Annotated in this window: 5 protein-coding genes; 2 read left to right on the top strand and 3 right to left on the bottom strand. The window is 54.5% G+C overall.

What is annotated here, in order from left to right; genetic code table 11:
- The first annotated feature begins 263 nt into the window (after positions 1 to 263).
- Positions 264 to 959, top strand: a complete 696-nt coding sequence (locus CPT76_RS17985) for a VIT1/CCC1 transporter family protein (RefSeq protein WP_105443810.1) — start codon at positions 264 to 266, stop codon at positions 957 to 959.
- Positions 960 to 1007: 48 nt separating this feature from the next.
- On the opposite strand, the gene CPT76_RS17980 is transcribed toward CPT76_RS17985, so the two are convergent.
- From CPT76_RS17980 to CPT76_RS17970, 3 genes are all read right to left on the bottom strand, one after another.
- Positions 1008 to 1562 carry a hypothetical protein gene (locus CPT76_RS17980; RefSeq protein WP_146116269.1) on the bottom strand — a complete coding sequence of 185 codons (555 nt, stop codon included), beginning with the start codon at positions 1560 to 1562 and terminating at the stop codon, positions 1008 to 1010.
- Positions 1563 to 1658: 96 nt separating this feature from the next.
- A complete protein-coding gene (locus CPT76_RS17975; protein WP_105443808.1) occupies positions 1659 to 2288 on the bottom strand; it encodes a hypothetical protein in 630 nt (209 codons plus the stop codon).
- Positions 2289 to 2522: 234 nt separating this feature from the next.
- Positions 2523 to 3704, bottom strand: coding sequence for a DUF4272 domain-containing protein (locus CPT76_RS17970; protein ID WP_105443807.1), 1182 nt, complete (start codon positions 3702 to 3704; stop codon positions 2523 to 2525).
- A 212-nt stretch (positions 3705 to 3916) separates the two neighbouring features.
- On the opposite strand from CPT76_RS17970, the gene CPT76_RS17965 reads away from it, so the two are divergent.
- The coding region (locus CPT76_RS17965) for a cache domain-containing sensor histidine kinase (protein WP_105443806.1) at positions 3917 to 5681 on the top strand (1765 nt) is incomplete at its 3' end.

Genomic DNA, 5681 nt, shown 5'->3' with positions numbered 1-5681 from the left:
TACGTTCCGGGTTGTTGGTGGAGCGGAGTGGCAGTGGATGAGAACCTTGCACAGTAACTGAAGATCAAAAAACTCCTGTCCGACAAAAGTGTAGTGCATTTGAAGATGTTGATTGGGTTTTGTGTGCGGGAAGGGAGACGATGATATCTTCCCAATGGAGCACAGACCGCTCAGGCTCGCTCAAGCTCGCTCAGGTATATTTTTACCGAAACCACCCATATTAAGGGAATCAAGCGCAGAAGCTGCTCGCAGGGTGGGGGAATATGACTGTGGAAAGGCATGAGGAAAAGCATTTTAACGCACCCGATTTGATCAGGGATATTGTGATCGGAATGTCGGACGGTTTAACGGTTCCGTTTGCCCTTGCCGCCGGCTTGTCCGGGACCGTACCGAATACGAGCCTGGTCGTTGTGGCGGGGATGGCTGAAATCGCAGCGGGTGCTATCGCGATGGGACTCGGCGGATATCTTGCCGCCCGTACGGACCGGGAGCATTATGCATCCGAACTCGTGCGGGAGCAGGAGGAAATCAGGGAAATACCGGATCAGGAAAGGGAGGAAGTGGCCGATATCCTGAGAGAGTGGCATTTTCCCGAAGAAATTGTGGAATCGGCGGTGGATGCCATCTGCCAGGACTCGGACCGATGGGTTCAATTTATGATGAAATATGAGCTCGGGCTCGAAGAACCCGAGCCTAAGAGGGCGCGCAACAGCTCGCTCACGATCGGACTATCCTACATTATAGGGGGTGTGATTCCGCTGTCCCCTTACATGCTGATCAGGCAGTCGGGCACAGCTTTATCCGTTTCGGTGATCGTCACGCTGATTGCCTTATTCGTGTTTGGCTACGTTAAAGGAAGGTTCACCGGTACCCGTCCGTTCCGTAGTGCCTGGCAAACAACCATTGTAGGCGGAGCGGCCGCCGGAATCGCATTTTTCATTGCAAGACTCATATCTTGAGGGTTAACACTCAATGACTGTTTTCAGCGGATGAATCCGGGATGTTCTCTAGTAAAATGACAAATACTTCATCACATTCTCCGCCTTCTCCTCGCCCAGCAGCTGCAGCAGCTTCGGCCTGACTTCCTCCACAAAGGCAGCCTCGATTTCAAACGTTTCTTCGTTGGTTACATTCCCCTCCATTGCAAAAGCGGCTTCGATCAAGAGCGCAAGGGCCGAAAAAAAGTCGGCCAGCGAGTCTGCAATGGGAAATGCTCCGGATCCATCGATCTGCCCGTAAACCGGGGACGCCGGCGAGGCGGTGTCGACGATCAGCGGGTCGTCGTTGTAATTGGCAATGACCACATGCTCCGGAGGCCACGAAGGGGATGCTTGATACGGCTCCCCCGTTCCCAGCCAACGGTATCCCAGCTGCTGGCGAAACAAATGCTCCGGCTTCGGAAAGAAAAGAACGGCCGCATCTCCGATTTCCACGGCGGCGCTTCTCATTCCGAGCGATGTTATATCAGTGCCACTTCTTATTTCATACCAGGTGTAAAAATGCTGCAGCTCCGGCGAAAGCGGAATCCGTCCATCCATGCCGGGGTCACACAACTCCCCCAAAGGGCGGATGTCCTGCTCTTTGAAAAGTCCGTATGCCTTGTTATATTGATCCTGCCATTTTTAGAAAAGATGCCATTGCTTGGTCCAGCATATCCATCAAGTTTCACCTCCCCATAAATCTTTAATAAAAATCGAAGTAAAAGCGTATCCATCTCCAAAGTCGATTCCAGGCTGGGTGAAGGCGGCATATCCGCCAAGCTTGTGGATTCGATATATTTCCCCGGCAATATCCTCGAAATAATTCAGCCCTTCCAGCTCTTCCAGTCGGAGAATCTCTTGCCTGTACGCTTCGGGTATATCATCGCTGTCCCATTGCGGGGAGTCATCTTGACAAAGCTCTGGGAACAGCGGGAAAGGTTTGATCGACATAAAGACAGGCCCGAAGTCTTTCAAGACCAATTTCCCGGTATCGCTGTACTCTCGGATGCACATATATCCGCTCATATCATCGTGATCCAGGACGTTAGGTGACAAAAATACGGTCACCAGTTCGGTTTCCTTCAGTTCGTCCGGAACATAGGGCAGCGCGGGCAGATATAGCTGAAGGATGGGAGCCATCGCTACTCCGTCCGCATCGACGGGCAGTTCCTCATCGGGCAATGCCAGGTTGACTTGTCCGATCCAGCACTGCTCCACCGAGGGACTAGGTCTGCTTCCACCTGTTTGAAAAAGGGTCGCCGTGCGCCGCAGGGCGATTTGAAGCTCTACGATCCGTTCGTTACTCATACTTGCATCCTCCTTTAAGTGCCCATGCTCAGGTCACCTCAGCGTCCATCTGAAAAAACGAAGATCATCCATATACCATCATGTATGTACACGAAGCATCTTTGCCGCTTCTTTACAAACCCTCCTCGAGTAGGTCTTTGTTCGATCCCCTCTGCTTAACGCTCGGCAAATATGCCGTTGTTCGGATCCCGCTGCTTACCCTCTCGGAAAGTAGTAACCCATATTCCTTTCACCTTACGTATCCGTCCGCACGTCGTCCCATTCCTGGCCCATGTATCCAGTCAGCCAGTTTAAGGCACGGTGACGCTCATACACAACGCCTGCGTTCAGGCCGCCGGGAGCCGGCTGTCCTTGAATCCGGCTGTCGACGCAGAGCCAGTCGTAGCGGTAGATCAAATCGGCAGCGTCGAGAATTTCCATACTGCTCCGCAGCCGTGAGCCCGCTAAAAAGGCATCAAACGAATCATACTGCTGCAGCTTGGAGACGGCTTCGGGGACATCGCAAATATCTGTCGGGCTCCCCAAGGCGTCCACATGGCCCAAGGCCCACAGCAGCACCCAAAAGCCTTCATACCGCCAGGAGAACGGGACCGCTTCGGATTCATCCGCATGGCCGTTTTGGATAAACGCCTTCTCCTCGGGGGAAAAGAACCCGTCCGCCCTGTACTGGGCCGTAATTCTCGAGATCAGCTCCCGGGTATCCTCGGGGCTTTCGCCCGCACCGATGCATTCGCCCTTGACGGCGGTAATGCAGAGGGCGACGGCGCGCTGCGCGGTTTCCGCGAGCGTCCGGATTCGTCCCGCGGCTTCATCGCCGAGCCGTCCGGGCATCGGCGGCATCTTCTGGAAGCCTTGCGCCGACAGAACCGCTTCGGAACGCGCTTTGCGCTCCGTACCGGAAGCTGTCTCCGGCTCCTCGCCATGGAGGAAGCTCGTATGGGCGGTGACGGTGTAATCGTCCACTTCCGAGCGGCCGTCCGTACCCAGCAGGAGCCGTCCTTCCGGGTTCAGCAGCTGCCCGCCGCCCCAGAACATCAGCCCGTCCAGCGGCCGGATAATCGACAGCAGCTGGGTGAATAAGGATTCCGAAATGTCATCCTCCGTTTCGACGCCGATGACCATATTGAGCGTGCTGATCTTGATCAGCAGCTTTTGCTGCAGCGGCTTGTTCTCCGCCGGGATCTGGGCAAAAAATTGCTCCATGCCGCTGCGCATGCTTGCAAACTCATCCGGGTGCGTTTTGCTGGTCATGATGTTAAATGCGGTAGCCTTTCGGCGAAGCCAGCCCTTGCTGACGATTTCAATCCGGGTTTTGCTCTCATTGACGCTCATTTTTCCATTCGGGTCGATCGCCTTCATCAGGTCCACGATCTGATCCAGATCGAAGGTTGAGCTGTACAGCGCACAATTCTTCACAACGATTCTCCTCCCACATGTAAAAAACAACCAGTAACAGTGTGCAAAAAGCACACATCAACAATTTTATACCGAATTCGTGCACAACTTCCAGGCCGAATCCCGTCAGCAGCAATATCCTCGAAAACCTCTCACCTTCGGCTTGAAAAATGTACACCTGACGTGCCTGCGGTCTGTGCTAATATATGGGGAAGAGGAGGGACCTGATATTCATGCTCAGATGGAAACAGCTAACGCAAAGCCTTTTCTTTAAATTTTCGGCCTCCTTTATCCTGGTGGGACTTGTGCCGTTATCCCTGCTCAGCTACTATGCCGTGCAGTCGTTCACGTCGCATGTGGAGCGCTATACGACCAACAACCTTCGGCAGATGGTGCTCTACATGAGCTACAACGTCAACTCGGCGCTGACCAAATACGACGACATTTCCAAGCTGATGTACACCGGCCGGTATGACGGTTACGTCGAAGGATCGGACGAGAACCAGACCCGCAAGGTCAACGAACTGGAGCAGATCAATTCGGTCCCGATCGAAAGCTTTCTTAAAACGATTTTGTACAGCGATCCCTTTATCCGCAACGTGTATTTTGTCAGGTCCTCGGACATGAAGCTGTATTACCAGCTCCGGACCAATGCGGTGCTGATTCCGGAAGCGCTGCCATTACAAGATTGGCTCAGCGCCATGAAGGAACGGCCGCGGAACATCGCCTATTTCGCTGCGCATGACGAGACCTATTTGGCCCGTTCGGACAAACAAGTCGTCACGATCGGGCGAAACCTGATCGATATCTCGCTGCCGCTGGAGAAGGAGCCGCATGTGGTCGGAACGCTGTTTTTTGACGTAAGTACGGACATGTTCAACCAATTCTTTTCCGAAATGAAATTAAACGGGAAGGACGAGCTGTATGTGCTGGACGGACAGGGGCGAGTCTATTTCGGTCATCGGAATAACGCCGGGAAGACCGTCACGGTATCAGATCCATCCGATGGTCAAATGCTGGCACTAAGTGAACCGATTCCGGCTCTGCAGGGCCGCATCGTGACCCGCCTGTCCAAAGAGGAGCTGTACCGTCAGCTCGCGACGACCCGCACGGCCGTGTATATCGCGATCGTGATTTGCGCGGTGGTATTGATCGTGATGGGCGTCTGGTTCTCGCGGCGGCTGGCGGCGCCGATCCGCCAGGTGATTCAGAAGATGGTCACCGTGGAATCGGGAAATCTGGACACGCATGTTGAAGTCCGGAGCCAGGATGAAATCGGCCGCCTGGGCCATGGCTTTAACCGGATGGTCGAGCGGCTGCAGGCTTTTATCGACGAAGCCTATGTCGCCGAGATCAAGCAGAAGCAGACCGAACTGAATGCGCTCAAAAGCCAGATCCGCCCGCACTATTTATATAACACGCTGGAGGTGATCCGGATGAATGCCGTGCACAGCGACGTGCCGGAGGTCGGCGACATGATTCTGTCGCTGTCCAACCAGCTCAAGTACGTCATCGATTACGGTGAGGAATGGGTACCGCTGCAGCAAGAGCTCGATCATCTCCGGGACTATTTTTACATTATCGAAGTCCGGTTTGAGAACCGTTACGAGCTGCGGACACACATTGCGGACGATGTGCGCCTGTCATGGGGCGTGCCAAAGCTCTCCCTGCAGCCGCTTGTGGAAAATGCGGTCCAGCACGGCCTGCGGCCGCAGGGCAAAGGAACGGTCGGTATTTCCATCCGCAAACAGGAGGACCGCTTGGCCATCGTCATTGTCGATGACGGGGTCGGAATGGAAAAAGAGGAGGTCGAGCGGATCACGGCCAGGCTTGCCGAAGAGGGCGCACCGTCCGGCCACGTGGGGATGAAAAACGTCCAGGAGCGGATCCGGTCGCTGTGCGGTCCGGAATTCGGGCTGTCGGTGAACAGCCGGCCCCATATCGGCACATCCGTAACGATCGAACTGCCTATCAAGGAGGTGCATGACGATGATCCGG

The sequence above is a fragment of the Paenibacillus sp. AR247 genome, from assembly GCF_002968895.1.
Classification (GTDB): Bacteria; Bacillota; Bacilli; order Paenibacillales; family Paenibacillaceae; genus Paenibacillus_AQ; species Paenibacillus_AQ favisporus.
The sequence above is the reverse complement of the archived record's forward strand: the minus strand, read 5'-3'. Positions and strand labels throughout refer to the sequence as shown.

What these genes read in the sequence shown, in the direction of transcription:
- CPT76_RS17985 (WP_105443810.1), top strand. Translation starts at nt 264, where the DNA reads ATGACTGTGGAAAGGCATGAGGAAAAGCATTTTAACGCACCCGATTTG.
- CPT76_RS17975 (WP_105443808.1), bottom strand. Translation starts at nt 2,288, where the DNA reads ATGAGTAACGAACGGATCGTAGAGCTTCAAATCGCCCTGCGGCGCACG.